The organism is Corynebacterium sp. UMB0012, from assembly GCF_030216265.1.
Taxonomy (GTDB): domain Bacteria; phylum Actinomycetota; class Actinomycetes; order Mycobacteriales; family Mycobacteriaceae; genus Corynebacterium.
The window spans coordinates 52,340-77,961 of record NZ_JASOKQ010000001.1 but is presented as its reverse complement, the minus strand read 5'-3'; the positions used below and the strand labels follow the sequence as shown (position 1 = coordinate 77,961).

Sequence of the window (25,622 nt, the reverse complement as noted above, 5' to 3'; positions counted from 1 at the left end):
CCTCGGCGTTCTTGCCCTCTCACGTCTTTTCTCATCTCCGATTCCTTCGCGCTCACCAGCGGAACACTATTGTCTTGGCGGTCGCTTTCCCATGAGCGCCAAGGGAGCGGGTTAAGAATTAGCGCGCTTACTCGATATGTCCAATCGTGTCGCGGATGCTTGTCACTCAAACCCGGGAGCAATGAAAAGCACTAGCGTCGGAATTCACAAGCCCAGAATGGTTCCATATCGAGTCACACGTGTCCTTGATCCTGTGGAGGTGTTGGTCTGCCGGTTGCTAACCAGCGGGAGCTCCAAGTTGCCAACAAGCCCGGGAAACTCACACAAACCTGCCAATGGTCAAATATTAAGAACCAGTGAGATTCGACCCGCCGGAAGAATCGGAGTCGCCTTCTTCATGGGCAATGTCGACGCCGGAGGAATTCATCCAGGAGCGCACGACCTTCTCCGCGCTGGCGTCGTCGTTTTCTACCTCTTCGGCCATGTCAGAGAGATCTTTTTGGGTAAGGAACTTAGTCAGCGAGGCCACGGCCTGGCGCTCTTCGCGGTCGAAGAGATCGTCCTGATAGAGCACCACGAAATTCTCTGGCAACTCGGGCTCAGCCTCCTCGCAGCCGCTGGCACCGGAAGGCTCGACCGTGGTGGTATCCGTGGGCAAGCTCGACATGAGCGCAATGTGGGTCCGCGCCAGGTAGTCCTCCCCGCCGGGCTCAGAAGCTTTCTGTGCCTTCTTGTAATCCTTAGAAATCGCCCGCGCCTCACCGGGATTGAGGATATTAAGGAACGCGCCGGTGCAGCCCACATAGAAATTGCCGCCCGGGTTCATGGAACGCCCGCCCTTGGTCTCTTGGAAGATGTCTTCCTTCACAATGGACGCCTCGCGGCCCTGACCCATCAGCTCCTGGCGGTAGATCTCTGCAAGGACCAGCTGGTCGGTCTCATTGGTATCCACCAAGATGCCGATGGGCTCGCTCTGGGAGCTCTTAGCAAAGGGGTTGGTATCGAACTGGGAAGAGCAGCCGGTAAGCAGCGTTGCGGACAGCACCACACCGGCAATGGCGCGGGCGGGGCGGGCAAAGCTGCGCATAGCGATACTCTTCTCCTTTTAGTTAGCGGCACGTGAGCGTCTAGCTGATTCTACACCGAGGGTGTGTTTACCTCCTGTTGCGGCGTGACTAAGATGGCAAGGGTTATGTCTAGCGTTATTACTGAATCCGCCGTACGCGAGGCACTCTCCCGCGTCGAAGACCCCGAAATCGGCCGCCCCATCACCGAGCTCAACATGGTGAAGTCCGTTACCGTCACCGGTAATGACGTGGCCGTGGAAATTTACCTCACCATCGCTGGCTGCCCCATGAAGTCCACCATCGAGTCCAATACCCGCGCTGCGGTAGAGGATATCAAGGGCGTTGGAAACGTCACGGTGACGATGGAAGCCATGAGCGATGAGCAGCGTCGCGAGCTCAAGAAGAAGCTCCGCGGCGGCCAGGCCGAGCCGGAAATCCCATTTGCAAAGCCGGATTCCACCACTCGCGTTTTCGCGGTGGCCTCCGGTAAGGGCGGCGTGGGCAAGTCCTCCATGACCGTAAACCTTGCCGCAGCGCTGGTCCAGAAGGGCCTCAAGGTTGGCATTGTGGACGCCGATATTTACGGCCACTCCGTGCCTAACCTCTTGGGATGCACCGACGGTCCGACGGTGCTCGATGATGAGATGCTGCTGCCGCCGATTTCTCATGGCATTAAGCACATTTCCATCGGGCAGTTTGTGGAGGGCAATGCCCCAGTGGTCTGGCGCGGGCCCATGCTCCACCGCGCTCTGCAGCAATTCCTGGCTGACGTTTTTTGGGGCGACCTCGACGTCCTACTCTTGGATCTGCCACCGGGCACCGGCGACGTCGCCCTCTCCGTAGCCCAGCTCATTCCCAATGCAGAGCTACTCATTGTCACCACCCCGCAGGCCGCTGCGGCAGAGGTGGCAGAGCGCGCCGGATCCATCTCCCAGCAGACCCGCCAGCGCGTGGCCGGCGTAATTGAAAACATGGGAGCCATGGTGATGCCGGATGGCTCCACCATGGATGTCTTTGGTTCCGGCGGCGGACAGATTGTGGCCGATCGCCTAGGCGTCATCTTGGGCCACGAGGTGCCGCTGCTGGCATCCGTGCCGCTGGATCCCACTTTGCGCAGCGGTGGCGATGCCGGCACGCCGATTGTTCTCGATTCCCCCGAGTCCCCCGCCGCCCAACAGATTCAGGCGGTGGCCGATAAGCTGGCCATCCGCTCCGATTCCCTGGTGGGCAAAAACCTCAACCTAGGCGTGAACTAACCCCCCTAGGTTACATCGCCCCACAAGCCGCCGCCGGTGGATTCTTCCCCACTGCGTGGCGGCTTTTTCTCGGGCGCGGGCTGCTCCGTCGACTGGGAATCTTGGGGGCGTTGCTGGGGCTCTGGCTGCGGCTGCTCGGCATAGATCTGGGAGTAGTCGAAGCTCGGGCGCTGCTGCTGCGGTTGGGACTGCGGCTGTTGCTCCGGCTCCTGTGGCGCGGTAGCGGTCTTGACGTTTTCTGCCATTTTCTTGGGGTTGAAATCGTCCCAGGCGGAATCGTCGCCGTCGAAAAGCGCCTTAGTAATTGCACCCTTAGGGCCTAGGCGCGTCCACTGGGCAGCTTGGGTGAGCGGGCCGCGGATGTCATCGAATTCCGAGGTAATCGAGCCCATCTCGCCGTTGAGTTCCGCCTTGGCGTTATTGATAGCCTTGCGCGCCGCGTAGATGGCCGCGCGCACATCCTTAATCACCTCGGGCATGCGCTCCGGGCCGATGACGATGATGCCCAAGAGTACGATGACGAAAATCTCGGGCCAACCAATGGAAGAAAACACGGTTAAATACTAGTCCCTCACTCTTAGCCGCGCTGATTGTGCTTGATTGCGCGAACCACCATCTCCACCTTGTCCAAGAAATCCTGCTGCGGCCGGTACACAGGCGTTGCAGCATCCGGCCCGGGAGCAACCTCTTCGGTGGCAATGCCCGCGAGCTTTGCCAGCAGGGATTGCGGTGCCTTGACCTTCGCGGAATCCGCGCAGTGGCGAACCCACTCTGAGGCATGGCGCTGCTGGTGCACATCCGCGCGGCACTCGGCGCAGTGCACCAAATGGATGCGCACACGGTGCATGAATTTCGGTTCCATCTCCCCATCTACGAAGGCAACGACAGCCTCAGGGCCAAGGTGCCCGATGGTATCGCTGCGCCGAGCCTTGGCTTTCGCCTTATCGCGAGCCTTGGCCTGGGCAGTATCGAATCCGCCGCGCACGCCCAGCATGGACACGGGCCGGCGTCCTCGCAGCGAGTCCATCGACACCCTCCTCCACTAGTTGCTTGGCCTTCAGTGACACGGAAAGTCCCCGCCGGCAGCGGGGACTATGCAGTTTCTTTAAAGTTTAGCGCGCGGTGATTAAACGCGTGCGCAGCAGCATGCGGGTTTCCGCATTGGTTTGTGCTTCCTTTTCGAGTGCCGCACGCAGCTGCGAGCGACCACGGTGGATGCGAGAGCGCACCGTACCCATCTTGACGCCTAGGGTTTCTGCAATTTCGTCATAGCTCATGCCAACCACATCACACAGCACCACGGCCACGCGGAAATCGGGAGCCAGACCATCGAGCGCAGACTGCAGCGCCGGGTCCAAGTTGGCCACAGTATAGGCCTGCTCCGGGGTCATATCCGTGCCGGGCACGCGCTCATAATCCTCCGGCAGGGCCTCCATGCGGATCTTGGAGCGGTGGCGAACCATATCCAAGAAGAGGTTGGTGGTAATGCGGTGCAGCCAGCCTTCAAACGTACCGGCCTGGTATTTATCCAGGGAGCGGAAGACGCGCATGAAGGTTTCCTGGGTGAGATCCTCTGCATCGTGCTGATTACCAGAGAGTCGGTACGCCAAGCGATAAACGCCATCGGCGTGTTCGGCCACGAGATCACCCCAAGCGGGCATGTCGGCTTCGCCGGCATCGAACGCCGCGGTACCGGTCAACGCCGCCTCAGGGGTGGCGGGCTGAAGGGATTCGGCATCGCGCTTCGTTGTTGTCATGCATGTCATCTTTCTATACTTCAAAGTGAAACTCCAGCCACAGTGCTGATAATTTCCTGTGAGTCCGTCACATTATCCCCACCTACCACAACCTTGCTGGCTAGGCGCGTTTTTACCACATTTGCGAACACTTTTCCCTAAGGTTTATTACGTGACTACTACCGCATATGAAGCACTGCGTTCTTATATCGAGACCACCAGCGAGCCCTCCGCGGCCCTGCGTGGCGCGCGCGACCACGCCGATGAGTACGGTCTGCCCGTTCCAGATGAATCAACGGGCCAGCTGCTCACCACGCTGACGGCCGCCTCGTCCGGTTCTACCGAACGCCCCCAGTCCGTGGCGATCACCCCGGCCGCTAATGTAGTAGGCCTCTACCTGCTTGCCGGCATGCCCGATAATGGCATTTTGACCTGCATCGACCCCGAGGCTGAGCACCAGCGCAGCGCCAAGACCGCCTTCCGCGAGGCGGGCTATGCATCTTCACGCGGCCGCTTCCTGCCGTCTCGCCCACTCGAGGTCATGGGCCGCCTGGCTAATGATGCCTACCAGGTCATCTACGCCGACGTCGCCGCGCTCGAGCTCCCCGCCATCATCAAGGCCGCGTGGCCACTGCTGCACCAAGGCGGCACCCTGGTCTTGGCCAATTCTTTGCTCGATGGCACGCTTGCCGACGTCTCCCGGACCGACCGCGACACCGCCGCCGCCCGCGAAGCAGACGAGTACCTGCGCGAGCTCGAGGGCGCGAACGTCACCCGCTTGCCGTTGGGGTCCGGACTCACCCTCGTAACGAAGCTCTAGACCTTCTGGTTTTTGCCGACGACAACCACGCCGCCGTCAGAAACCTTGAAGCGCTCCTCATCGCGCTCGCGGTCCACGCCGATAATTGCGCCATCGCTGACGACGACGTTCTTATCGAGGATCGCGCGGCGCACCACCGCACCACGGCCGATGCGCACGCCCGGCAGGATGACCGATCCTTCGACCGTGGCGCCATCGGCCACGTGGACATCAGACGCCAGCACGGAATTGCGCACCGTGCCGCCAGAGACGATGCAGCCCGGCGCCACCATCGAAGACTGCGCGATGCCATTTTGCACGAACTTCGCCGGAGGGAAATTGGAGTCATCCGTGGAGTGAATCGGCCAATTCCGGTTATAGAGGTTAAAGATCGGATGCACCGAAATCATGTCCATGTGCGCTTCATAGAAGGAATCAATGGTTCCCACGTCGCGCCAGTAGCCGTGATCGCGCTCGGTAGACCCCGGCACCTCATTGGCCATGAAGTCATAAACATGCGCCTGCCCACGCTCCACAAAGTACGGGATAATATCGCCGCCCATATCGTGGGCCGAGTCCTCGTTCTTTTCGTCCTCCAAGAGGGCGTCAATAAGCGCCTGCGCCGTAAAGACATAGTTGCCCATCGAGGCATAGCTCATATTCGGATCATCCGGCGTAGCCGGTGGGTCCGCAGGCTTTTCCACGAACTCCGTGATGGTTCCCATGCCATCGGCCTGGATGCATCCGAACGCCGTTGCCTCCGAGCGCGGCACGCGAATGCCGGCCACCGAGCAATCCAGCCCCGTGGCAATGTGCTCTTCTACCATCTGCGCCGGATCCATGCGATAGACATGGTCTGCGCCGAAGACGATGACGTAGTCCGGATTCTCGTCATAGATGAGGTTAAGCGACTGCACAATGGCATCCGCGGAGCCGTTGTACCACCGCTTGCCGCGGCGCTGCTGGGCAGGCACCGAGGCAATGTACTGCGGCGTCGGCCCTGCTAAGTTCCACGCCTGGGAAATGTGGCGGTCCAGGGAGTGGGACTTGTACTGGGTCAGCACCGCAATCTTGAGGAAACCGGCGTTGACCAGATTGGACAGGACAAAGTCAATGAGGCGGTAGGAACCGCCAAAAGGCACGGCGGGTTTAGCGCGGTCTTCGGTCAGGGGAAAAAGACGCTTTCCCTCGCCGCCGGCGAGGACGATGGCTAGGACATTTGGCAGGCTTCTCACGTTTCCAAACCTAACCGCAAATCCCACATTTCGCAGCAGATATATGCACATTTCTACCCCCATCCCGTATTTCTGCACGCGGCACCAGAGATACGTATTCTGGGTGGGCATGAGAGCCGGAATCTTTTCCAAAGAATACCCGCCGGAAATCTACGGCGGGGCCGGAGTTCACGTAGCTGAACTCACCCGTTTTATGCGCGATATCATCGATGTCTCCGTGCACTGCATGGGCTCCCCGCGCGAAGAAGAAGACGTATTTGTCCACGGCGTGGACCCCGCACTTGAGGGTGCTAATGGCGCGCTTAAGACTTTGTCCACTGGGCTTCGCATGGCCGATGCCGCCTCCGATATCGACATCGCCCATTCCCACACGTGGTACACGGGTCTTGCCGGCCACCTCTCCGCCCAGCTCTACGATATTCCGCATGTGGTCACCGCCCACTCGCTGGAGCCGCACCGCCCGTGGAAGCGCGAGCAGCTCGGCGGCGGCTATGACGTTTCCTCGTGGTCCGAGAAGAACGCCATGGAATATGCCGACGCCGTCATCGCCGTCTCCGCCGGCATGAAGGACTCCATCCTTGATGCTTACCCACGGATCGACGCCTCCAAGGTCCACGTTGTCCTCAACGGCATCGACACCGAGCTGTGGCAGCCACGAGAGGGAGATGTGTTGGACAAGCTGGGCGTCGATAAGCAACGCCCCATCGTTGCCTTCGTCGGCCGCATTACCCGGCAAAAAGGCGTGAAGCACCTGTTGCAGGCGGCGCAGAAATTCGATCCGGATATCCAGCTGGTGCTGTGTGCCGGCGCGCCCGATACGCCCGAAATCGCGGCGGAGACCGAGGCGCTGGTGGATGAGCTGCGCGCCCAGCGCGATGGTATTTTCTGGGTCAAGGACATGCTCCCGCGCAACGAGGTCCAGCAGATTTACTCCGGTGCGGATGTGTTTGTTTGCCCGTCCATCTACGAGCCGCTCGGCATCGTCAACCTGGAAGCTATGGCCTGCGGCACGGCCGTTGTCGCCTCCAACGTAGGCGGCATTCCGGAGGTTGTGGTCGATGGCGAGACCGGTGTGCTGGTGCCATACGACGCCGCCGCTACCGCCGCCTTCGAAGCCGACCTCGCCGCCGCCGTCAATGACCTCGCCGTCGATAAAGAGCGCGCCGCCAATTTTGGCCGCGCCGGCCGCGAGCGCGCCATCCGCGATTTCTCTTGGGCTACCATTGCCGCCCAGACCGTCGATATCTACCGCAGCTTGATTTAAGGAAGGATAGCCGTGACAACTCACCGCCCCGAACTGCATTTTGTCCCCGAAGACGGCGTCCTCGACGCCCCCGCTGGTATCCTGCGCGACGGCGATACCTGGCACCTGTTCTACCAGTACCGCCCCACCGCGGACTCCCCTGCCCGCTGGGGACACACCTACTCCGAAGAGTCTCCCTTTGACTGGTTGGACTGCGACGATGTCCTCGCCCCCGTTGGCGGCGAGCTCTCCCTGCGCGCAGGTTCCGTAGCCCAAGGCCCGGACGATATCCACCTCTACTTCACCTCCGTGACCGCCGCCGGTATCGCCGTTCACCTCGCCCGCTACGCCGACGTGGACGAAATCTGCGAGGTCTCCGATGACCCCCAGGCCCTCGACCCCAATGTCGTTCGTTTTGGCGAGGTCGTAGGCAATACCCGCAACTTCGATCACTTCCGCTCCCCCTCCGTGGTGCCCGATTGGGCCTCCGAGGACCGCGATGACGGCCACGACGGTTGGCTCATGCTCGCGCTCACCGGCCACTCCGACGCCCCGGTTCCCGTCATCCTCGAATCTGCCGATGGCGTGTCTTGGCAGCTGCGCGGCAGCCTCAAGTTCGACGGCGACCCTGGCTTCCTCGAAGGCGAGGTCCCCGCTACCTCGCCCATCCCGCCGGTCGTCTCCCCGCGCTTGGTCCGCCTGCGCGATGAGGTCGACGGCAATATCTACGACGTCCTCTTCGTCACCCTAGAGCGCGGCGGCCGCGACGTCTCCGGCTACCTCGTCGGCCGGCTGGAGGGCACTACTTTTACCGTGGTCTCCGGCTTCCGCCGCGTAGACTTCGGCCACGACTTCTCCCGTCCGCGCAATACCAATACGACCACCGGCACTCTCACCCCAGAGCAGCGCTACGAGCGCGCCGTCATCGTTGGTCTCCTCAACGGCAACGGCCGCGGCGACGACGCCACCAAGCACGCCTCCTGGGAGGCCGAAGGCTGGGCCAATGCCCTGTCCCTGCCCCGCCGAGTCACCCTCGAGGGCGGCGTCCTCTACCAAGCCCCCGCCCGCGGCCTGCCCGATGCCGTCAAGCTCTCCGATTACGCCCGTTCCTGGACCGGCGTCATGGAGGTCCCGTCCGGTTCCTGCGTAACGGTCACACTTCTCGACGGCGCCGGTGACCCCGCCGCCACCATCTGCCACTCCGGCGATGACATCAGCCTCGATCGCTCCATGAACAAGGCCTTCGACCACTGTTTCGCCGATTCCGAACCCGCCACCGCCACGCTTGCCGAAGGCGACTCCGATACCCTCACCATCATCCAAGACGGCTCCACGGTCGAGGTTTTCGTCGACGGCGGTCTCATCGCCATGGCCTCCCGCGTCTACTTCGAAGGCGGCTGCTCCGGCCTGCGGGTCGAGACCTCCGGTGAGGCCGTCATCGAGCAGGACTGGCAGCGCTCCGGCTCCAAGCTCTAACCCCAGCTCTCAGCGCCGCCTCACCCGGCCCGTCCCTCCTCACCCCGCCCTTCGCGCTCACCAGCGCAGCCGCCCAGCGCGGTTCCGCCTCTCCTGGTGAGCCGCAAGGGCGGGATTGCGCGTTTTCGGCCTCACTCCGCTGGGCCGCGTCTCCCCTCGCTCCCTCACACGCGCCCTTCGCGCTCACGGGGAAAAGCTGGGGCGTCGGCAAGCGTGTGCCGGTGAGCGGCAAGGGCAGAAACCTCCCCTCGCGCTCACTGGGGAGACGAAAGAACCGCCCCACGCGCTGCCGGTGAGCGCGAAGGGCGGTGGAGGTGGCTGGGGCCGGCCGAGAGCTAGACGGCGCGGAGGCGATCCAAGCGGGCGCGGGCGGTGACCGTGAGCGTCGGGGGCAGTGCGGCCATGCGCTCGGCGAGTTCGCCGGCGCTGATGTGGCGCGCGGACGGGCTCATGCCGACCTGAGCGGCGACGGAGGCCTTATCAAGCTCGATGGGGAACGAGATATCGACCGGGTCCGCCGCCTGCTCGAGGAAGCCCTCGGCCTGCTCATACATGCGCTCGACTTTGCCCTCTTCAACGCCGAGGATGCCGAGCGGCTCGCGCAGCTCATCCAGGTGTCCGGCGCCCGGGGTCAAGACGATGACCTGGCCACCCGGGGCGAGCACGCGTTGGAACTCGGCGGGATTGCGCGGGGCGAAGACGACGGAGATTGCGTTGACGGACTCATCCCGGATGGGCAGGCGCTCCCACACATCGGCCACGACGGCACCGACGCGCGAGTGGCACTTAGCCAAGTGCTTCGCGGCGTGCGGGGAAATGTCGAGGCCGACGCCGCGGGCCTCCGCGATGGAGTCCAGAGTATGCGCCAGGTAGTAGCCGGTGCCGGCACCCACCTCGAGGAGGGAGGCGGGCGTGGACTCGGCCAAGGAGGCGGAATCCAGTGCGTCCTGAACGGCCCCGGTTACCGCCTCGACGAAGGGCGCGAAGTGGCCCATGGCCAAATAGGTCTCGCGGGCGTTGACCATATCCATGTCATCGCCCTTGTGCTTGAGTCCGGCGCCGGTTGCCAGGGTGACGTAGCCCTGCTTGGCCACATCAAAAGAGTGGCCGGATTCCGAAACGAGGCGAGAGAAATCATCGGCACCAGAAAGCGCGGTGCCATCGTTGGGATCGGCCAGAATGTCGACGATATGAGAAAGCATGTACCTAGACTAGCTAGAAACCTCGGTCAACAGGGAACCGAGCTCGGCGGCCTCGTCCTTGCTCAGCTCGATGACGATGCGACCGCCGCCATCCGAGGGGATACGCATGACAATTTTGCGGGACTCCTCTACTGCTTCCATTTCTCCGCCCGTGGTGCGCGGCTTCATTGCTGCCATAGTGAGTCTCCTTTAGTTAACTTCTTTTCTTTCCAGCTTAGACCTTTTCTGCGCGGAAGATAGTTGTTCCTCCAGTTGCGTGAGGAGATCGTCCACCTGATCCTGGCGGTATCCACGGGGAACTACTTCGAATTTCACCTGGTCAAGGCGGCCTTCGCGGAGTGCGGCGCGGTTATTTTCGCGCACCTTCTGCGGCTCGTCGAGCGGGTGCATGACCTCGCCGCGGCCAAAGATGGAGCCCCAAACCCAGGTGCCGATGACGGTCAGGGCTATAAGGACGAGGAGGAGCATAATCCAAGACAGCATGGCTTAAACCTTACCTTTTAGCGGCGGGCGTTGAGCAACGGGCGCGATGACCCCGGCGCGGGCGAGCAGCGTGCGCGCGACTACCTCTGCCATCGGTGCCAGCTCGTGCAGCGGCCGGTTGCGGTGTACCCGCGTGCCCAGGTCTACCTGTGCGATTGTGCCCCGCTTGCCGACGTCCACCATTAGCCCCGCTTCCACCCCATAGCCCTCCACGAAGGGCAGTTCTAGGGCGGTGGCGCGGCGTAGGGCGTATTCGCCTCCGAGGGGCTGATCAATGTGGGCGAGCTCGGGAAAGAACTGCTTGATGAGCGGCTTGGCAGTCAGTTCAGTCACGCGGCCGCCGCCGGTGGGCTGGCCGTTGAGGCTGCGGCGGTAGCGGGCTTTGACCATCTCCACCGCTGGGTCGGCGAAGGGCGCGACCAAGGCCGAGACCATGCCGGGTGCGGCGGATTCAAGGTCAGCGTCGACAAACACGACGATGTCTCCCTTCGCCGCGGCAACCCCGCGCCAGAGGGATTCGCCCTTCCCGGGGCGCGGTTCCTCTGGAAGGATATCGCGCCAATTGTGCACGTCCGCTCCGGCGGCGGCAGCGCGGGAGGCGGTGGCGTCGGTGGAGTCGGCGTCGATGACAAGCACCTCAAACGGTTCATCGGCCAGGCAGGCGCGCACGACGTCCGCGACGGTGCCCTCCTCGTTGAGCGCTGGAATGATTACGGAGACACTCATGCAAGGCCTCGCGTGGTTGCTAGCGGGGCGACCTCGCCTTGGATGGCGGCGGTCATGCGGATGACATCGGCGGTCTCGGCCACCTCGTGCACGCGAAAGGCGGCCACGCCGCGGGCCGCGGACCACGCGGTGGCGGCCAGGGTGCCGGCTACGCGCTCGCCTACCCCGCGGTCGAGCGTCTCGCCCACGAAGTCTTTATTGGATAGCGCCATGAGCACCGGCCACCCGGTGGCCACGACCTCGTCGATACGCCGCAGGAGCTCGAGCCCGTGGAAGGTATTCTTGCCAAAGTCATGCGTCGGGTCGATGAAGGTCAGTTCCTCCGGGCAGCCGAGGGAGGCGGCGCGCTCGGCCAGTTGGGTGGTTTCCGCGATGACATCGGCCACCACGTCGTCGAAGTGGACGCGATGCGGCCGGGTGCGCGGGGTGATGCCGCCGGTGTGCGAACACACGTATCCCACGCGGTGGTGGCCGGCGACCTCGATGAGCTCGGGGTCCCAACCGGCCCAGGTGTCATTGACCAGGCCGGCGCCGGCTGCGATGGCGGCCTCAGCCACCTCGCTGCGCCAGGTATCGACGGAGATGAGTACATCCGGGTGGCGCTCGTGCACCTTCTCGATGGTCGGCACCACGCGGTCGATTTCCTCCGCCGCGTCCACGGCCTTGCCGGGGCCAGCCTTCACGCCGCCAATATCGACGATCGACGCACCGGCCGCGATCACCTCATCACAACGGCGCAGCGCCGGGTCAAGGTCAAAGGTTGCGCCCTTGTCATAGAAGGAATCCGGGGTGCGATTGACAATCGCCATCACGCGCGCGAGGCTCAACGCGGCTCCCTGATGCGCTTATCGCTCATGACTTGGTGGCGTTGGATGATGTGGGAGAGGGCCTCATCGGGGTCGTCGGTAAGCAGGAAAAGCTCCCGGTCGCCCTCGTTGATATAGCCGCTGGCCGCGAGCGTGTTGTCCATCCACTCCAGCAAGCCGGACCAGTACTCGGTGCCCATGAGCACGATAGGGTAATTGGTTACCTTGCCGGTCTGGACCATGCACATGACCTCGAAGAACTCATCCATCGTGCCCATGCCACCAGGCAGGCAAATGAAGGCCTGCGAGTACTTCAAGAACATAGTCTTGCGGGCAAAGAAGTAGCGGAAATTCAGGCCCAGATCCACATACTCATTAAGCCCCTGCTCGTGGGGAAGCTCGATGCCCAGGCCCACGGAGAGCCCGCCGGCCTCGTGGGCGCCGCGGTTGGCTGCCTCCATGATGCCGGGGCCGCCACCGGTGATGACGGCATAGGAGTGCTCGGCCAGCTTGCGGCCGACCTCGATGCCCAGCTGGTAGCTCGCATCCTCCGGCGTGGTGCGCGCGGAGCCGAAGACGGTAACGGCCTTCGGCAACTTGGAAAGCGCATCGAAGCCAGCGACGAACTCGCCTTGGATGCGCAGGACGCGCCACGGATCGGCGTGCTGCCACTCATGGTCCGCGCCAGACTCCAAGAGGCGCTGGTCAAAGGTGGAGGCCTGTTCGCCTTCGGTGCGCAGCAACATCGGGCCGCGCAGGGTGCGCATCTGCTCAGGGGTCATGGTCTATCCCTTCAGGTAGTTCACGAGGGCGGTGGATACTTCGGTGATCTGCGCGGTGGGGACCTGCTCGTCCTTCTTATGCGCGAACCCGGGGTCGCCGGCGCCGAAGTTTACGGCCGGGGTGCCCATTTCAGAGAAGCGGGCGACGTCGGTCCAGCCGTACTTGGCGCGGACGTTGCCCCCGACGGCGTCGATAAGAGCCTTGGCCGCTGGCTGGCCCAAACCGGGCTGGGCGGCCGGGGCGATGTCATCGATCTCGATGGTGACGTCCTCTTCCTCGCCGATGATGGACTTCATGTAGTCCAGCGCCTCCTCGCTCGTGCGGTCCGGCGCGAAGCGGAAGTTTACAAACATCCACGCCTCATCCGGCAGCGTATTGGTGGCCACGCCGGACTCGAGGTGGACGATGTTGAGGCCCTCGCGGTAGGTGCAGCCATCAATGGTGACATCGCGGGACTCATAGGCGGCGATGCGGCTCATAATGGGCGCGAGCTTGTGCGCTGCGTTGGAGCCGAGCCAGGCGCGGGCCGAGTGCGCGCGGGTGCCGTGGGCGGTAACGCGCAGGCGGATGGAACCCTGACAGCCGGCCTCCACCATGGCACCGGAGGGCTCGCCCAGCAGCGCGAAGTCGCCCTCGAGCCACTCCGGGTGGTCTTTTTGCAGGTGGCCCAAACCATTAAATTCAGTAGCCACCTCTTCCCCCTCGTAGGCGATGACGGTGAGGTCATGCTTGAGCTCGTCCGCTTCGTGCAGCTGGGCAAAGGCATTGAGGTAGACGGCCATGCCGGACTTCATGTCCACAGTGCCGCAGCCCCACATAATCTCTACCCCGTCTTCAGAGGTTTCCATGTGATGCGGTACATTTTCTGCCAACGGAACGGTATCGATGTGGCCGGCGAGCACCACGCGGGAATCTAGTCCGCGGTTCGTGCGGGCGCACACGGTATTTCCGTAGCGGGCAACCTCGACGTCCAAACCGCGCAGCGCTTCTTCGATGGCGTCTGCGATGGCCTCCTCATGGTGGGAGGGGCTCGGAATATCCACGAGCGCCTTGGTCAGTTCGATGGGGTCTGCATATAGATCTAAAGTCACAAAGCGCCATGCTAGCGCTCCGCGCAGCTCACCGCATTGTGTAAAGTTCACTTCACTGCAAATAATTCGTCCTCCCTAAGGTGATAACAATGGCCGAAGCCACTCAATTGAAATCCCGTCATCTCACGATGATGGGCCTTGGCTCTGCCGTAGGCGCCGGTCTCTTCCTCGGCGTAGGCCTCGGCATCCAGATTTCCGGCACCTCCGTGCTCATCTCCTATGCCGTGGCCGGTGCGCTCATCGCACTGGTGATGTGGATGCTCGGTGAGATGGCCGCCGCCCGCCCCTCTTTGGGGTCATTTTCTACCTACGCCGGCCAGGCCTTCGGTCACTGGGCGCGCTTTACCATGGGGTGGATTTACTGGTTCATGCTGATCATGGTCATGGGTGCCGAAATCACCGGCGCGGCCGCCATCATTTCCAACTGGTTCGATATTGCCCCGTGGATTCCAGCGTTTATTGCTGTGGCCTTCTTCGCGGTGGTCAACTTCGCGGCCGTGGGCGGTTTTGGTGAGTTCGAGTTCTGGTTCGCCATCATCAAGGTCGGAGTCATCGTCGCCTTCCTCGTCATCGGCGCACTTATGGCGCTGGGCATCCTGCCGGGCATGGATGTCTCCTTGGCCGGTAGCAACTTCACCGATAATTTTCTGCCCAATGGCATGCCTGGATTCGCCGCCGGATTGCTGGCCGTCGCCTTTGCCTTTGGCGGCATCGAACTGGTGACCATCGCGGCGGCCGAGTCCGAGGATCCGGCGCACAACGTCGCCACCGCGGTGCGCGCCATCATCGTGCGCATCATGATTTTCTACATCGGCTCCATCGTGGTGATCACCATGGCACTGCCGTTTAGCTCCATCCAGGACGCCGATGTCGCAGCCGATTCCCCCTTCACCCTAGTGCTCGCGGCCGCCAAGATTCCCTTCGCGGCCGGCTTCATGGAAGCGATTATCGCCCTAGCACTGCTGTCTGCCTTCAACGCGCAGATTTACGCCACCTCTCGCTTGGTCTTTGATATGGCCAAGGACCACTGCGCCCCGGGATTCTTCCTCAAGCAAAACCGCGCCGGATCCCCCATCAACGCAGTCATGTTGTCCATGGTCTTCGCCTTCGCTTCGGTGGGCCTGCAGTTCTGGAACCCGCCGGGGCTTCTGGCATTCCTCTTCAACGCGGTCGGAGGGTGCTTGCTAGTCATCTGGGCCTTCATCGTCGCGTCCTTTATCAAGTTGCACCCCGTGCTGCGCAAGAACGGCGAGCTGACCGAGATCCACGTACCCGGCTTCCCCTGGCTTCCGTGGGTTACGGCCGCCGCCCTGGCCGGACTGACCCTGCTGATGCTCTTTGATCCGGCCGCGCGCAACCAGGTCATCTCGGTGCTCATCCTGGCTGCGGTGCTCGTTATCTTGTCCTTTGTGCTTCCCACCGGCCAGCGCGCGGGGGCGCGGAAGTAGTTGCTAAGCTAGCGGGCATGACTTCTGCATCCGCACGCGGCCTAGCAACCATTACCCATGACGGCACCGTCTTGGACGTATGGTTTCCGGCCGTACACACCGATAAGAACGTAGAGACCACCGAAACCAAGCGCTTGGAGGAGGTTCCCCAGCAGTTCTCCGCGCTGGCGGGCCCGGACGAGGAGCGTGGCGTGGCCCGCGTTGCCGTTGAGACCTCCATCAAGGATCTGGATGACGCCCCCGTCGATACCTACGATGCTTACCTGCGCTTGCACCTCCTGTCCCACCGCGCGGTCAAGCCGCACGGCCTGAATATGGATGGCATCTTCGGCCACCTCAATAATGTGGTCTGGACCAACTACGGTCCGTGCGCCGTATCCGATTTCCAGATGGTGCGCGGCCGCTTGGCCTCCCGCGGCCCGGTCGTTGTCTACTCCGTGGACAAATTCCCCCGCATGGTGGACTACGTTGTGCCGTCCGGCGTCCGCATTGGTGACGCAGACCGCGTGCGTCTGGGTGCCCACCTGGCTGAGGGCACTACCGTTATGCACGAGGGCTTCGTCAACTTCAACGCCGGCACCCTGGGTGCCTCCATGGTGGAGGGCCGCATCTCCGCGGGCGTCGTCGTGGGCGATGGCTCCGATATCGGCGGCGGCGCGTCCATCATGGGCACCCTATCCGGCGGCGGCAAGGAGGTCATTTCCATTGGCGAGCGGTGCCTCCTCGGCGCCAACTCCGGCATTGGCATTTCGCTTGGCGACGACGCCGTGGTCGAAGCCGGCCTCTACGTCACCGCCGGCACCAAGGTAACCGTCTTTGGCAAGGTCGCGGAAGCACTGGGCGTCGACAATGGCGAGAACGTCAAGGGTTCTCAGCTCTCCGGCGCCTCCGGCATGCTGCTGCGCCGCAACTCCGTCTCCGGTGCGGTTGAGGCCGTGGAGTGGAAGGCCGAGGCCGTCGCGCTTAACGACGAGCTGCACAAGAATTAACACCCCCGATTCCTATAGCCCAATCGGGCAAAATAAGATGGAGGGGTGACTGATAACTCCTCCACCCTCGGTTCTGGCCTGAAGGTCCGCCACCTGACGATGATGGGGCTAGGCTCCACCATCGGTGCCGGACTTTTCTTGGGCACCGGCGTCGGCATTTCCGCCGCCGGCCCCGCCGTGCTCCTCGCCTACGTCATCGCTGGCTTTCTGGCCATTTTGGTGATGCAGATGCTGGGCGAGATGGGCACCGTTATCCCCGCCTCCGGCTCCTTTTCCGAATACGCCGAACACGGCATCGGCCGCTGGGCGGGCTTTACCCAGGGCTGGATCTATTGGCTAGCCACCGTCGCCGTGCTCGGCGCCGAAATCACCGGCGCGGCCGGCTTCATTGGCTCTTGGTTCAACGTCTCGCCGTGGATCCCCGCCGCCATGTGCGTGGTCCTCTTCGGCGTCGTCAACCTGCTGCGCGTGCGCAGCTTCGGCGAATTCGAGTACTGGTTCGCCCTCATCAAGGTCGTTGTCATCGTGGCCTTCCTCATCATCGGCGCGCTGCTCATCCTGGGTCTCCTGCCCGGCCATTCCTTCATCGGCACCTCCGTCTTCCTAGAGGACGGCTTTATGCCCAACGGTCTCGGCGGCGTCGCGGCCGGCCTGCTCGCAGTAGCCTTCGCCTTCGGCGGCATCGAGGTGGTGGCCATCGCTTCTGCCGAATCCGAAGACCCCGAAAAATCCCTAGTCAACGCCGTGCGCTCCACCATCTTGCGCATTTCCGTGTTCTACCTGGGCTCCGTCCTCGTCATCACGTTCCTCCTGCCCTATTCCATCCTGGGCGGCGCCTCCACGGCCGCAGAATCGCCCTTCACCATGGTTCTCGAGCGCGCCGGCATCCCGGGCGCGGCCGGCATCATGGAAGTCGTCATCGTCCTCGCGCTACTGTCCGCCTTCAACTCGCAGATTTACGCCTCTTCCCGCATGATGCATTCGCTTGCCTCCCGCGGCGAGGCCCCGCGCATCTTCACCACCACCAATAAGGACGGCGTTCCCACTACCGCCATCGGCCTGTCCGTCCTCCTCTCGGCCGTCATGGTGGTGCTCAACTACGCCGATACCGGCTGGCTGCTCACCTTTATGCTCAACGCCGCCGGCGCCTCCCTGCTCATCGTCTGGGTCTTCATCGCCGTCAGCCAACTGCGCCTGCGCCGCCAGCTCGAGGCCCTCCATCCCCTCCCCATCCGCATGTGGGCCTTCCCCTACCTCACCTGGTTCGCCCTCGCCCTCTTTGCGGCCATCGCGGTGCTCATGCTTACCGACGCCACCGCCCGCACCCAACTCCTCTCCGCCGCGACCATGTTCGTGGTGCTCGCCATCGCCGGTGTCATCAATTCCAAGGTTCGCGGCATCAACCCGACCTCGACGCTGCCCCTCACCTAGCCCCTCGGCCACTCCCCGCCCTTCGCGCTCACCGGCGCGAGGCTGGGTCTCTCTTTTCGCCCCCTCGTGAGCGCCAAGGGCGAGCTTTCCCACGCCCCTCCCGCCGCGCTCACGGGGAGCACAAATCAGGGCAGCCCGGGGCCGCCGGTGAGCGCGAAGGGCAGTTATCCACAGCCATCCGGACCACGCAGCAGAAAATCGCCCCCGAACCCCGGGTTATCCACAGGATGCCGCGACGCGCATAGCTCCAGCCCAACACGACCGCTTAGGTTAAGTCCCATGGGGGAATGGACTACCGCGGAACTGCGCGGGCAAGGTTTGAGCAAGGATGCAATTCGTCGCAAGGTGCGCGAGGGGAAGCTCTATCGCGTGCATCGGGGGATTTATACCGATGAATGGACGCCCTGGGCGGTGGCGCGGGCTCTGGCGCATGGGCTCAGCCGTATCCATTTCACGGGAAAGACAGCGCAGGAGATTTACCTCGACCGGCAGCTGACGTTTCCTCTGGAAGCAGAGGGACCGCGCACTCTGAAGGGTAAGAACTTTCGCGTTTCGCACTCGCGACTTCGGGCTACACACAAGGTCAACGGCCTTCCGGTGGTGCAACCGTTGTGGGCCGCGCGAAGGATTTCGCGTGCGTGCGGGCCTCTTCTGGAAGAACACTACCGAGGAAAACACGGCCCCGGCCGTCTAGAAACGGACCGTCGGCGAATGCGGCGCGTCCCAAGGAGTCTAAAAGAGACGATCCGGCACGCCGCGATTGGAGCGGATAGCCCACCGGAGCGCACTTTAAGCAGAAAGCTGCGCACTGAAGGAATTTTCCCAGAACACAATGCTCTCACTGCGGGGTACCGCTTTGATCTCAGGATTGGAAGGCTCCTTGTGGAGGTCGATGGCTGGGAATACCACAAACACAGCGAGGCCTTTCAAGCTGACCGGTCCAAACAAAACGCGGCCGTCGCCCACGGATATACGGTCTTGCGCTTTACTGCCGACGACATCAACTACCACCTCAGCGAAGCCATCCTACTTATCAAAGCCACTCTTGACGTGCTAAAAGGCCGCAACCCTGAGCTTCCGACCTCAGCAGCTCAGCCTTATTGGAAGTGGCATCTATGTGTGAAACATTTGCTTTAATGACAATTATCCTTTACATTAGGACATGTAAGCAAGACACACAGTAAAGGAGTCCAGATGGCCGACCACCCCAACATGGTCCGCAAATGGCGCCGCTGGCTCGAATTATCACAAGCCGAACTCGCTGAAAAAGCCGGCGTCTCCCGCCAGACCATCGCCAATATCGAACGGGGCAATTACTCCCCTTCGGTGCACCTCGCACTGGACATTTGCCACGAACTAGGTAAATCCGTCGAAGAAATCTTTGGAGCCGAACAACATGATTAACGCCATTGCCAACTACTCCCTCAATGAAATCGAGCGCGCCACTCGCGATGAATTCGAACGCGACACGCTCTATAAAGCCTGCGCAATCGGCATGACCCCGATCCCATTCCTCGAGCTCATCGTCGCCGCGATCCTCGCCTGGGTACTCCCTGGCCAAATGAGTATGCTGTGCTTCCTCGCGCTCGTACCATCCATCCTCGGCAATTCCATCGGCACAGCTTGGATGCGCAAGCGCGTCGCCACCCCGCTGGTGAGCCGCAACTGGACGGCAATGGCCGTCTACTTCATCCCGCTCATTGCCATGTTCGCCGGCATTGCCTATAACGCCTACGCGCCTGCCGACGGCCACAGCCCCGCCTCTTACCTCCTCGGCACCGCCGTCGGTGCTATCACCGCCCTCATCCTCACCCCCTTTATTCGTCGCCGCCAGCACCGCCGCGACCAGGCTCGCCTGGATGCCGAGCTCGAAGACTAATCCCCCTCCCGCCCCTTCCCTTCACCCGCCCTTCGCGCTCACCGCGGACGGCGGGTCCTCTCGTTTTCACCCCCGCCGTGAGCGCGACGGTAGGTTCCTCCCCTTTGCCGCTCACCGAGAGCAAGAAAAAGCCCCACCACCGTGCGCTGGTGAGCGCGAGGGGCGATGGGGTGGGGCGAAGCTTGACAGAGGGCCAGGCTAGGCAGGCTCGGTTTCGTGAATAACCTGCGGCGTCTTCGGCTTCGAGCGGAAGGTCCACAGCTTATTCAAAATGAAATTGATCGGCATGGCAACAATGATGGAAATTGCCGATGCCCAGTACACCTTTGTACGCAGACCGGTTGAATCATCCAGAATGTCTGAGGGCAAATGCAGCGGCGAAGTCGGGTTCATCAACAATGTCGCCACGACTTGGCTTACGAAGAAAGCTCCAACGCCAGCGAGCAGGAATGGGAAGAAGCCACGCAGCCAGGACACTTTCGTGACTGAGCGGAAGGTCCACATTCGGTTGAGTTGGTAGTTCCAAGTGTTCGCGACCAAGAAGGCAATAGTCAGGAACACGTGATACCAGCGGATATGAAAAACGGAACCAAAGAGGTTGATAAATGGATCGTCCGCATCAATGCCGCCGGACCACCAAGTAATCTTTCTGCACAAGTAAACTACGAAAAGATTGACAACGGTACCGGAACCGCCGACGATGCCGAATTTGAGAAACTGCCCAAAATTGGACACAAAGCGCGCGACGCTGAGGTCTGCCATGGGCCGCCTTTCTAGCCAGTGATTAAATAACTACTCGATTGTAGTTCTTAAGGCCTGGGAACTGAAAAATTGACGCTCGGAATGTGATAGAGGATCTATAAAAGTTATAGCCTCGTGGAGCAGGGCGAGCGGGGTTCGGAAGTCGTAGAGGTCGAGCTTGCGCGGGGTGGGATAGGTATCATCGCCGAGCAGCGGGTGGCCGCGGTAATTGAGCAGCACTCGCAGTTGGTGGGTATGGCCGGTACGCGGCCACATGGTCACCTCCCGGCCGGCGGCGCGCACATACGTAGAGGTGGGCGTGCCGTCAGGGGCGACGAGCACCTGGCGCGACCCGCGGGGTTTGTGCATGCGCAGGGTGATTTCCCGGTCTACGAAAAGCGGCTGCTTGACGACGCCCCGATACCTCTTCACCGCACTCCCCTCCAGGAAGATGCGCTGGTAGGCGGCGCGGGTTTCGGGATTGCGGGAGCAGATGACGAGGCCAGCGGTCAGGCGATCTAGGCGGTGCAGGGGTACGATGTCGTCTTCGCCAAAATCCACGCGCAGGCGGGTCTGCAGCGTTTCGCGCTGGAGTCGGCCGTTGGTGGTCGTGGGGAGGAAGTGCGGCTTATCGGCCACGATGAGGTCGCGGTCGACGTGGACCACGGAGTAGTCGAAAGGAATCGGGCGCTCCGGAGGAACGGAGGGGTGGTACCACGCCGGCACGGGGTGCGGGAGCACGGCGCCGGGCGGCAGCGCGGTGCCGGGTGGAAACGGGGAATCGCCGGCACGGGCGGCGAAGTACTCCCCTTCCTCGGGAACGCGGCCGCGCAGGACCGTTTTGCGCGGCGAAATGCCCGCGCGGCTGGGAGGCCTGCCGGAATTAGGCACCGGCGAGGCGGTCGACGGCGGCATCGATGCGCTCATCGGTGCCATTGAGGCCGATGCGCACGTGCTTCTCGCCGGCTGGGCCGTAAAAGTCACCCGGAGCCGCGAGGATGCCCCGCTCAGCAAGCCAGTCGATGGTATCGCGGCAATTCTCGCCGCGGGTGGCCCACAAATACATGCCGGCATCGGAGTGATCGATGGTAAAGCCGGCGTCGACAAGCGCGTGCATGAGCACCGCACGGCGGGAGGCGTAGCGGTTGCGCTGGAGGGCCTCGGTGTCGTCATCGTTTAGCGCGGCGACCATGGCGGCCTGGATGGGACCTGGAACGATGAGGCCGGCGTGCTTGCGCAGCTGGAGCAGCTCGGCGATGAGCTCGTTATCGCCCGCGAAGAAGCCGGCGCGGTAGGAGGCCATATTCGCGGTCTTAGACAACGAATGCATGGCGATGAGCCCTGTGTTATCTCCATCGGTCACGCGCGGATCAAGGATGGACACCGGCGGATTATGGTCGTTCCAGCCCAGGCTCATATAGCACTCATCGGAGGCGATGATGGCGCCGGTCTCCCGCGCCCACACCACGATGCGGCGCAGTTCCTCCACGCCGAGGACGCGGCCGGTGGGATTGGACGGCGAGTTCAAAAAGACCAGGGAGGCATCCTGGAAATCGGAATCCGCGCGCAACGGCTTAGCACCGGCGAGCAGGGCGCCCACCTCGTAGGTGGGATAGGCCACCGACGGGAAGGCCACGGTCTCGCCGCGCATGCCCAGAAGCGTGGGCAGCCAAGCGATGGCCTCTTTGGTGCCGACCACCGGTAGGACGCGGTCTACCTGCATGTTATAGCGGCGGGTGAGCGCGGCGGCGATGGCCTCGCGCAGCTCCGGGGTGCCGGCGGTCTGCGGGTAACCAGAGTTCTGCGCGGCTGCGGTCAACGCAAGCTGCACGCCTGGGGATACAGGGTCAACGGGGTTGCCCACCGAGAGGTCAACGATTCCACCCGGGTGGGCCTGGGCTTTCTTCTTGGCGCCAGCCAGCGAATCCCAGGGGAAGTCTGGAAGCGTCTTTCCTAGCGGTGTGCGTGCCATGTCTTACTCCTGATTCTGTGGCGGAAGCGCGGCAATCATCGGGACGTCAAAGTCCTGTGGGCCGAGGGCCGCCGCGCCGCCTGGGGAGCCCAGGTCATCGAAGAAGGCTGCGTTGGCGTCGTTGTAGTCCAGCCACTCATCGGGAACGTCATCCTCGTAGAAGATGGCCTCGACCGGGCAAGCTGGCTCGCAGGCGCCGCAGTCCACGCACTCATCCGGGTGGATGTAGAGCATGCGCTTGCCCTCGTAGATGCAGTCAACAGGGCATTCCTCAACGCAGCCGCGGTCCATTACGTCAACGCAAGGCTGTGCGATCGTATAAGTCATGGAGATTCCTTGAAGCTTCCTGATTTCTCGGATTTGGGGTGATTAATAGTATGTCACTTCTGCTTGAAAAATGGCCAAACGCCCCCGCCTATCCCGGCCAAAAGCAGGAGCAGGCTGAGAATATTATTGGCCAAGAGCATGTCTCCTGTCATCGGTACGAGGAGCATGAAGGCGAAAAAGCCCAGGCACCAGACGATGAGCGGGATGGCGCCGACCGCCGGCGCGGGACTCCATAGCCGGGCAGTGCGGGTAAGCACGGAATTAAACCACCACGCAAGCAGGATGGTGATGGGAAAGGCCACGCTCGCCCCATTGGATAGCGGAATTCGCGCGGTGAGGTAGATGACCTCGAGGAAGACCGATAGCAACGCGCCGATGGCCAGCCACACTAGGCCGGTGACCTGCTCGCCGCGACTAAAATCCGTGCGCATTACAGGCCGCCCAGCAGGTCATCGGCCGGCTCACCCTGTCCCAGCTGGAAGTACTCGGCGCGCAGCAGGGGCATGACCAGCAGATTGGATAGTCCATAGGCCCCGGGCACCTGCTCGGGTTCGTGCAGCGCGGCCACGGCGGCCTCGGGGTTGGTGCGGGTGGTGGAGCCATCGGCCACCCAGATTTGGGAGGCGTGGGCGCGCATGGCGCAGCGCTTGGCGTCAAGGGCGGCGTCGGAAAGAGCGACGGTGACATCGGCGCCCTCGTTGGTGAAATTGTCTAGGTACTCCTGGCTGGGCTTGGTCCACCCGGCCGGCGCATCCAGGGTGTCCAAGCCGGCATAGTTGGCGGCGCGTTCAAAAATGCCGTACCAAATGCGCGTGCTTGGCGCAGCCGCCTTCATCACCGCCTCATGCACCGCAATGTGGTCCGGGTGCCCGTAGCCGCCATCGGGCCCGTAGGTGAGGATGGCGTGGGGCTGGATGGCCTCAAGCTCGTCGCTGAGAAACTCGGCCGCCTCCTCGATGCGATTGACCAGTGCACGCGGGTTCTCGTGCGAGGGAGAACCCGCCATGCCAGAGTCGCGGAAATGCCCGAATCCGCCCAATTGAACTCCCTTGACACCCAGCGCATCGAGGGCATTGGCCAATTCGCGGGCGCGGAACCCGCCGAGCTGATCATGATCGGCCAGGCCTTGGTAAGGCTCGCCGATGACCTCGCCATCCTCGCCCAAGGTAAGCGTAATGACGGAAACTTCGGCGCCGCGTGCGGCTAGAGTGGCCAGGGTGCCACCCATAAAGAGGGTTTCATCATCCGGGTGGGCGTGCACTGCCACCACGCGGTAGCCGGTTAAGTCCTTAGTCTTCATCTATCCTCCAGCGGGGCGCGGTGATAAGACCTTCGTCCCAATCATCAATGCTTTGGCCGGGGCCTACAATACCCTCCCCGAGCGCGTGGATACGCGTCTCATCCACCAAAGGCACGTAGAGGGCCTCCTTAGAGTTCACATCTCGAATGCGTCCGAGCGCTTCCTTCGGGCTCATGGCGCCGGACAAAATCTCCTCGCGAATCTCATCCGCGTTCTCCGGACAGATTCCGGACAGGTCGCCGGCGAGCGGCTGTTTGTCATCGCAGCTGAAGATATTCGCCGCGGACACCGAGTTCAGGGAGATATCCTCCCAGGTCACTACCGCATCCACCTCGCCTTCGGGCAGGAGCTTGGAGGTGATCGTGGTCAGGCGCTCGGACACCACCTCGGCGGCGATCCCGTGGGCTTCGAGGACGTCATAAAGAGTATTGGCCGCGGCCAAGGCGGCGGGGCTGGTGGGGTCTACCGCAAAGCGAATCGGCTTCTTACTAGCGCGGGTGCGCAGCGCAGTGAGATCCGTGTCCTTACTTATAGGGTTATTCCCCGGTTCAAGGTTGGATGCGCGGCCGGTGGCCAAGCGCGCGACTTGGTCCGTATCAATCAGCGAGGCCAATCCGCGGCGCGCTGCCCTTTCTTCTAATGCTCCAACCGCGGTGGACATATGCAGGCGCAGTTGGCGCGGGCGGGTCAGTGCTTTATCGGACACATGCCCTAAAAGGCTCAGTGCCTCCTGCGAGGTTTGATCCGGGGTGAAGTCCGCGAAACCAATCTGCCCGGAGCGCAGCATATTGAGCGCCTGGGTGCTATCGCGTACCTCGCGCAGCTGAATGACGTCCACCTGGGCCGGATTAGCACCCCAGAAGCGGTCGTTTCGGTTCAAGGTAATGACTCCGCGGCCGCGGTCCACGCTATCGACGAGGAAGCGCCCGGCCGATGCCGGAATCTTATCGGCTAAAGCAGAGCCAAAATTATCGTCCTGCAGCAGGTGGGAAGGCAACAAATTGTGGAAAAGCAAGTGCCAATCTTTCACCTTCTGGGAAAAGTCCACGGTTACTACGCGGCCGCCATCGGAGGTATTGACGGCCGATATGGCGTGGTAGCCGGCGGGATCGCGCACACCGGCGGTGGTGGTCATCTGTTTCCACAGGTAGCTAAAGTCCGCGCCGGAAATGGGGGTGCCATCGGACCATTGTGCGGGCGAGGCAATGACGTAGCGCACCCGCTGCGCCACGCCCTTAGGCGCGGTGACCTCAGAGGCGGATTCGAGGATATCGGCATCCCTTTGCCCATCGTGGAACGCCGAGGGCAGCACCAGTTCTGCAATCTGGTCGACCAGCTCGGAATTATTGGCCACCAGGTGCGGGTTCAATCCCGCGCGCAAGGGGTCCACGCCCACCGAGATGGTCGGTCGCTTGTCGGAGTCAGCATCCTGCGGCTGCTCTTCGTCCGGGGTAGCCGTGGTGGTGGTCTGTTCTTCTTGCAGCGCGGAGGAATTTTCCTCCACCACCGGTGGTGGGCCGGGGTTAGCCGCGCAGGCGCTAAGTATTGCAAGGCTGGCGGTGCTGAGTACCGCTGCGATTGCCGACGCCGCGCGCCTTGGTGAAGCCGGATTCTTTTTCATCGCGGACTACT

The 25,622-nt window shown here is 62.5% G+C and carries 29 protein-coding genes; 10 read left to right on the top strand and 19 right to left on the bottom strand.

The window, feature by feature from the left end; translation table 11 throughout:
• Positions 1-346 precede the first annotated feature (346 nt).
• Positions 347-1,087: a hypothetical protein gene (locus QP324_RS00400; protein WP_284813828.1), complete on the bottom strand. Its 741-nt coding sequence runs from the start codon at positions 1,085-1,087 to the stop codon at positions 347-349.
• Between the two features lie 105 nt (positions 1,088-1,192).
• Here QP324_RS00400 and QP324_RS00395 point away from each other — a divergent pair, with 105 nt between their 5' ends.
• Positions 1,193-2,323 carry an Mrp/NBP35 family ATP-binding protein gene (locus QP324_RS00395; protein ID WP_239277902.1) on the top strand — a complete coding sequence of 377 codons (1,131 nt, stop codon included), beginning with the start codon at positions 1,193-1,195 and terminating at the stop codon, positions 2,321-2,323.
• A 5-nt stretch (positions 2,324-2,328) separates the two neighbouring features.
• Here QP324_RS00395 and QP324_RS00390 read toward each other — a convergent pair whose 3' ends face one another.
• The 3 genes from QP324_RS00390 to sigE all read right to left on the bottom strand — a co-directional run bounded on the left by QP324_RS00390 (position 2,329) and on the right by sigE (position 4,080).
• Entirely contained in the window at positions 2,329-2,877 is a 549-nt protein-coding gene (locus tag QP324_RS00390; protein ID WP_239277901.1) for a twin-arginine translocase TatA/TatE family subunit, read from the bottom strand.
• A 23-nt stretch (positions 2,878-2,900) separates the two neighbouring features.
• On the bottom strand, positions 2,901-3,350 hold the full coding sequence (locus tag QP324_RS00385; protein WP_239277899.1) for an anti-sigma factor: 450 nt from the start codon (positions 3,348-3,350) through the stop codon (positions 2,901-2,903).
• An 85-nt stretch (positions 3,351-3,435) separates the two neighbouring features.
• Positions 3,436-4,080 (bottom strand): RNA polymerase sigma factor SigE, encoded by a 645-nt coding sequence (sigE, locus tag QP324_RS00380; protein ID WP_239277897.1) that lies wholly within the window; start codon positions 4,078-4,080, stop codon positions 3,436-3,438.
• 151 nt (positions 4,081-4,231) lie between these two features.
• Here sigE and QP324_RS00375 point away from each other — a divergent pair, with 151 nt between their 5' ends.
• Complete coding sequence (locus QP324_RS00375) at positions 4,232-4,879, top strand: O-methyltransferase (RefSeq protein ID WP_239277896.1); 648 nt, start codon at positions 4,232-4,234, stop codon at positions 4,877-4,879.
• Here QP324_RS00375 and glgC read toward each other — a convergent pair.
• Complete coding sequence (glgC, locus tag QP324_RS00370; RefSeq protein WP_239277895.1) at positions 4,876-6,093, bottom strand: glucose-1-phosphate adenylyltransferase; 1,218 nt, start codon at positions 6,091-6,093, stop codon at positions 4,876-4,878. The two genes, QP324_RS00375 and glgC, sit on opposite strands and share 4 nt — an antisense overlap.
• A 109-nt stretch (positions 6,094-6,202) precedes the next feature.
• Here glgC and glgA point away from each other — a divergent pair, with 109 nt between their 5' ends.
• On the top strand, positions 6,203-7,357 hold the full coding sequence (glgA, locus tag QP324_RS00365) for a glycogen synthase (RefSeq protein WP_284813823.1): 1,155 nt from the start codon (positions 6,203-6,205) through the stop codon (positions 7,355-7,357).
• A gap of 12 nt (positions 7,358-7,369) precedes the next feature.
• Positions 7,370-8,812, top strand: coding sequence for a GH32 C-terminal domain-containing protein (locus tag QP324_RS00360; RefSeq protein ID WP_284813821.1), 1,443 nt, complete (start codon positions 7,370-7,372; stop codon positions 8,810-8,812).
• A gap of 335 nt (positions 8,813-9,147) precedes the next feature.
• Here the strand turns inward: QP324_RS00360 and QP324_RS00355 are convergent, their stop codons facing one another.
• From QP324_RS00355 to dapE, 7 genes are read right to left on the bottom strand one after another with little or no spacing between them, the layout of a single operon-like run.
• Positions 9,148-10,014: a methyltransferase domain-containing protein gene (locus tag QP324_RS00355; RefSeq protein ID WP_284813819.1), complete on the bottom strand. Its 867-nt coding sequence runs from the start codon at positions 10,012-10,014 to the stop codon at positions 9,148-9,150.
• Positions 10,015-10,023: 9 nt separating this feature from the next.
• The gene (locus tag QP324_RS00350) at positions 10,024-10,191 is read right to left on the bottom strand and encodes a DUF3117 domain-containing protein (protein WP_005323535.1); all 168 of its coding nucleotides are present in this window, start codon (positions 10,189-10,191) and stop codon (positions 10,024-10,026) included.
• Between the two features lie 12 nt (positions 10,192-10,203).
• Entirely contained in the window at positions 10,204-10,497 is a 294-nt protein-coding gene (locus tag QP324_RS00345; RefSeq protein ID WP_284813818.1) for a DivIVA domain-containing protein, read from the bottom strand.
• 3 nt (positions 10,498-10,500) lie between these two features.
• Positions 10,501-11,223, bottom strand: coding sequence for a glucosyl-3-phosphoglycerate synthase (locus QP324_RS00340; protein ID WP_284813816.1), 723 nt, complete (start codon positions 11,221-11,223; stop codon positions 10,501-10,503).
• Positions 11,220-12,032: a dihydropteroate synthase gene (folP, locus tag QP324_RS00335; RefSeq protein ID WP_284766387.1), complete on the bottom strand. Its 813-nt coding sequence runs from the start codon at positions 12,030-12,032 to the stop codon at positions 11,220-11,222. Before folP ends, QP324_RS00340 begins: the two co-directional genes overlap by 4 nt.
• A gap of 14 nt (positions 12,033-12,046) precedes the next feature.
• The gene (locus QP324_RS00330) at positions 12,047-12,811 is read right to left on the bottom strand and encodes a TIGR00730 family Rossman fold protein (protein WP_284813814.1); all 765 of its coding nucleotides are present in this window, start codon (positions 12,809-12,811) and stop codon (positions 12,047-12,049) included.
• 3 nt (positions 12,812-12,814) lie between these two features.
• Positions 12,815-13,903: a succinyl-diaminopimelate desuccinylase gene (dapE, locus tag QP324_RS00325; protein ID WP_284813813.1), complete on the bottom strand. Its 1,089-nt coding sequence runs from the start codon at positions 13,901-13,903 to the stop codon at positions 12,815-12,817.
• Between the two features lie 89 nt (positions 13,904-13,992).
• Here dapE and QP324_RS00320 point away from each other — a divergent pair, with 89 nt between their 5' ends.
• The 6 genes from QP324_RS00320 to QP324_RS00295 all read left to right on the top strand — a co-directional run bounded on the left by QP324_RS00320 (position 13,993) and on the right by QP324_RS00295 (position 19,650).
• Entirely contained in the window at positions 13,993-15,351 is a 1,359-nt protein-coding gene (locus QP324_RS00320; RefSeq protein WP_284813811.1) for an amino acid permease, read from the top strand.
• A gap of 17 nt (positions 15,352-15,368) precedes the next feature.
• Entirely contained in the window at positions 15,369-16,340 is a 972-nt protein-coding gene (dapD, locus tag QP324_RS00315) for a 2,3,4,5-tetrahydropyridine-2,6-dicarboxylate N-succinyltransferase (protein ID WP_284810604.1), read from the top strand.
• Between the two features lie 99 nt (positions 16,341-16,439).
• Entirely contained in the window at positions 16,440-17,771 is a 1,332-nt protein-coding gene (locus QP324_RS00310) for an amino acid permease (protein ID WP_336620580.1), read from the top strand.
• 279 nt (positions 17,772-18,050) lie between these two features.
• Positions 18,051-18,908 carry a type IV toxin-antitoxin system AbiEi family antitoxin domain-containing protein gene (locus QP324_RS00305; RefSeq protein WP_284813806.1) on the top strand — a complete coding sequence of 286 codons (858 nt, stop codon included), beginning with the start codon at positions 18,051-18,053 and terminating at the stop codon, positions 18,906-18,908.
• A gap of 57 nt (positions 18,909-18,965) precedes the next feature.
• Positions 18,966-19,175 (top strand): helix-turn-helix transcriptional regulator, encoded by a 210-nt coding sequence (locus QP324_RS00300; protein WP_049377975.1) that lies wholly within the window; start codon positions 18,966-18,968, stop codon positions 19,173-19,175.
• Positions 19,168-19,650, top strand: coding sequence for a transcriptional regulator (locus tag QP324_RS00295; RefSeq protein WP_284813805.1), 483 nt, complete (start codon positions 19,168-19,170; stop codon positions 19,648-19,650). Before QP324_RS00300 ends, QP324_RS00295 begins: the two co-directional genes overlap by 8 nt.
• Before the next feature lie 198 nt (positions 19,651-19,848).
• Here QP324_RS00295 and QP324_RS00290 read toward each other — a convergent pair whose 3' ends face one another.
• The 7 genes from QP324_RS00290 to QP324_RS00260 are packed head-to-tail and all read right to left on the bottom strand — an operon-like array spanning position 19,849 to position 25,611.
• Entirely contained in the window at positions 19,849-20,412 is a 564-nt protein-coding gene (locus tag QP324_RS00290) for a GtrA family protein (RefSeq protein WP_239277884.1), read from the bottom strand.
• A 30-nt stretch (positions 20,413-20,442) separates the two neighbouring features.
• Entirely contained in the window at positions 20,443-21,318 is an 876-nt protein-coding gene (locus QP324_RS00285) for a pseudouridine synthase (RefSeq protein WP_284813802.1), read from the bottom strand.
• Positions 21,275-22,363, bottom strand: a complete 1,089-nt coding sequence (gene dapC / locus QP324_RS00280) for a succinyldiaminopimelate transaminase (RefSeq protein WP_284766349.1) — start codon at positions 22,361-22,363, stop codon at positions 21,275-21,277. Before dapC ends, QP324_RS00285 begins: the two co-directional genes overlap by 44 nt.
• Before the next feature lie 3 nt (positions 22,364-22,366).
• Positions 22,367-22,690: a ferredoxin gene (gene fdxA, locus QP324_RS00275; RefSeq protein WP_005327491.1), complete on the bottom strand. Its 324-nt coding sequence runs from the start codon at positions 22,688-22,690 to the stop codon at positions 22,367-22,369.
• A 53-nt stretch (positions 22,691-22,743) separates the two neighbouring features.
• Positions 22,744-23,121: a hypothetical protein gene (locus QP324_RS00270; RefSeq protein ID WP_225747161.1), complete on the bottom strand. Its 378-nt coding sequence runs from the start codon at positions 23,119-23,121 to the stop codon at positions 22,744-22,746.
• Positions 23,121-23,990, bottom strand: coding sequence for a PIG-L family deacetylase (locus QP324_RS00265; RefSeq protein WP_284813800.1), 870 nt, complete (start codon positions 23,988-23,990; stop codon positions 23,121-23,123). Before QP324_RS00265 ends, QP324_RS00270 begins: the two co-directional genes overlap by 1 nt.
• On the bottom strand, positions 23,980-25,611 hold the full coding sequence (locus QP324_RS00260) for an ABC transporter family substrate-binding protein (protein ID WP_284813799.1): 1,632 nt from the start codon (positions 25,609-25,611) through the stop codon (positions 23,980-23,982). The genes QP324_RS00265 and QP324_RS00260 overlap by 11 nt, the downstream gene beginning before the upstream one ends.
• Positions 25,612-25,622: the final 11 nt, after the last annotated feature.

Coding starts and splice junctions, on each gene's coding strand:
- QP324_RS00400 (WP_284813828.1), bottom strand. CDS start 1,087: ATGCGCAGCTTTGCCCGCCCCGCCCGCGCCATTGCCGGTGTGGTGCTG.
- QP324_RS00395 (WP_239277902.1), top strand. CDS start 1,193: ATGTCTAGCGTTATTACTGAATCCGCCGTACGCGAGGCACTCTCCCGC.
- QP324_RS00385 (WP_239277899.1), bottom strand. CDS start 3,350: ATGGACTCGCTGCGAGGACGCCGGCCCGTGTCCATGCTGGGCGTGCGC.
- sigE (WP_239277897.1), bottom strand. CDS start 4,080: ATGACAACAACGAAGCGCGATGCCGAATCCCTTCAGCCCGCCACCCCT.
- glgA (WP_284813823.1), top strand. CDS start 6,203: ATGAGAGCCGGAATCTTTTCCAAAGAATACCCGCCGGAAATCTACGGC.
- QP324_RS00355 (WP_284813819.1), bottom strand. CDS start 10,014: ATGCTTTCTCATATCGTCGACATTCTGGCCGATCCCAACGATGGCACC.
- QP324_RS00350 (WP_005323535.1), bottom strand. CDS start 10,191: ATGGCAGCAATGAAGCCGCGCACCACGGGCGGAGAAATGGAAGCAGTA.
- QP324_RS00345 (WP_284813818.1), bottom strand. CDS start 10,497: ATGCTGTCTTGGATTATGCTCCTCCTCGTCCTTATAGCCCTGACCGTC.
- QP324_RS00340 (WP_284813816.1), bottom strand. CDS start 11,223: ATGAGTGTCTCCGTAATCATTCCAGCGCTCAACGAGGAGGGCACCGTC.
- folP (WP_284766387.1), bottom strand. CDS start 12,032: ATGGCGATTGTCAATCGCACCCCGGATTCCTTCTATGACAAGGGCGCA.
- QP324_RS00330 (WP_284813814.1), bottom strand. CDS start 12,811: ATGACCCCTGAGCAGATGCGCACCCTGCGCGGCCCGATGTTGCTGCGC.
- QP324_RS00320 (WP_284813811.1), top strand. CDS start 13,993: ATGGCCGAAGCCACTCAATTGAAATCCCGTCATCTCACGATGATGGGC.
- dapD (WP_284810604.1), top strand. CDS start 15,369: ATGACTTCTGCATCCGCACGCGGCCTAGCAACCATTACCCATGACGGC.
- QP324_RS00310 (WP_336620580.1), top strand. CDS start 16,440: ATGATGGGGCTAGGCTCCACCATCGGTGCCGGACTTTTCTTGGGCACC.
- QP324_RS00305 (WP_284813806.1), top strand. CDS start 18,051: ATGGGGGAATGGACTACCGCGGAACTGCGCGGGCAAGGTTTGAGCAAG.
- QP324_RS00300 (WP_049377975.1), top strand. CDS start 18,966: ATGGCCGACCACCCCAACATGGTCCGCAAATGGCGCCGCTGGCTCGAA.
- QP324_RS00295 (WP_284813805.1), top strand. CDS start 19,168: ATGATTAACGCCATTGCCAACTACTCCCTCAATGAAATCGAGCGCGCC.
- QP324_RS00290 (WP_239277884.1), bottom strand. CDS start 20,412: ATGGCAGACCTCAGCGTCGCGCGCTTTGTGTCCAATTTTGGGCAGTTT.
- QP324_RS00285 (WP_284813802.1), bottom strand. CDS start 21,318: ATGAGCGCATCGATGCCGCCGTCGACCGCCTCGCCGGTGCCTAATTCC.
- dapC (WP_284766349.1), bottom strand. CDS start 22,363: ATGGCACGCACACCGCTAGGAAAGACGCTTCCAGACTTCCCCTGGGAT.
- fdxA (WP_005327491.1), bottom strand. CDS start 22,690: ATGACTTATACGATCGCACAGCCTTGCGTTGACGTAATGGACCGCGGC.
- QP324_RS00270 (WP_225747161.1), bottom strand. CDS start 23,121: ATGCGCACGGATTTTAGTCGCGGCGAGCAGGTCACCGGCCTAGTGTGG.
- QP324_RS00265 (WP_284813800.1), bottom strand. CDS start 23,990: ATGAAGACTAAGGACTTAACCGGCTACCGCGTGGTGGCAGTGCACGCC.
- QP324_RS00260 (WP_284813799.1), bottom strand. CDS start 25,611: ATGAAAAAGAATCCGGCTTCACCAAGGCGCGCGGCGTCGGCAATCGCA.